This is a genomic window from Brevibacillus sp. HB1.2 (genome assembly GCF_013332495.1).
Classification (GTDB): domain Bacteria; phylum Bacillota; class Bacilli; order Brevibacillales; family Brevibacillaceae; genus Brevibacillus; species Brevibacillus porteri.
Window position 1 is genome coordinate 1 of the sequence record NZ_JABMIU010000044.1, and the last position, 863, is coordinate 863.

The 863-nt window shown below is 39.7% G+C and carries 2 protein-coding genes; both read right to left on the bottom strand.

Features of this window, described 5'->3' with window-relative positions:
* Positions 1-450 (bottom strand): IS3 family transposase (locus tag HPY28_RS30120; RefSeq protein WP_254613233.1); only part of this gene is annotated, 450 nt, incomplete at its 3' end.
* 41 nt (positions 451-491) lie between these two features.
* Positions 492-788 carry a helix-turn-helix domain-containing protein gene (locus tag HPY28_RS30125; protein ID WP_173607620.1) on the bottom strand — a complete coding sequence of 99 codons (297 nt, stop codon included), beginning with the start codon at positions 786-788 and terminating at the stop codon, positions 492-494.
* Between the last annotated feature and the right edge of the window lie 75 nt (positions 789-863).

The following is an 863-nucleotide window of genomic DNA, read 5'->3' on the forward strand; positions in this document are numbered from 1 at the left end:
AATATGATAGGCAACAATTTCGCGCGTACATAAATCTTTAATTGCTGAGAGATAGATGCGTTCATCTCCGATTCGATATTGGGTAACGTCAGTTACCCATTTTTGATTTGGTCTCTGAGCAACGAAATCACGATTTAGCATGTTTTCGGCTACACGTCCATCGGATACGATGGCTTGAAAAGTGGTGATGTAGGCGCGTTTCCGACGAATAACTGCTTTTATCCCCAAATTTTGCATCAACCGCAACACTTTTTTATGGTTTACTTTACAGCCATACTGACGTACTAGTTCTGCTTGAATTCTGCGGTAGCCGTAAATTCCTTTCCTTTGCTTATAGATCGACTTGATCTTCTCTTTCAAAACTTTATCCTTATTCTGTTTTTTTGTGGAGAGGTACTTATAATATCCGCTTCTTGAGACACCTAAAGCCTTACAAATCTCAGTTACCATGAAGGTTGAAGACAATGTCTCTACAATGTGATATTTCTTCCTTACACCTCCCGTACCCAGATTTCCAAACACTTTTTTAGGATTTCATTTTCACGCTTTAATTTTTGAACATGACGGTCCTGGTCAATATACGTCTCTCGACGTCCACGTTGATCTAGGAGTCCAAACTCTCCAAGCTGTCTGTACTTTCTCATCCACTTTTTCACACGATCTTTGTCCAGAATCCCCAGATGTTCTGTAATTCGTTTATACGTCCATTTTTCCTCAAGATGTAAACGTATGGCTTCCCTTTTCAGGGTATCTGGATAACTCATAAACTTTTGACCTTTAGTTGCCATAAAAAATGCACCCCCTAAAGTTCATCGGTAAACCACAAGGGTTATTCCAATGTCTACTTTAAGGGGTGCACTTCA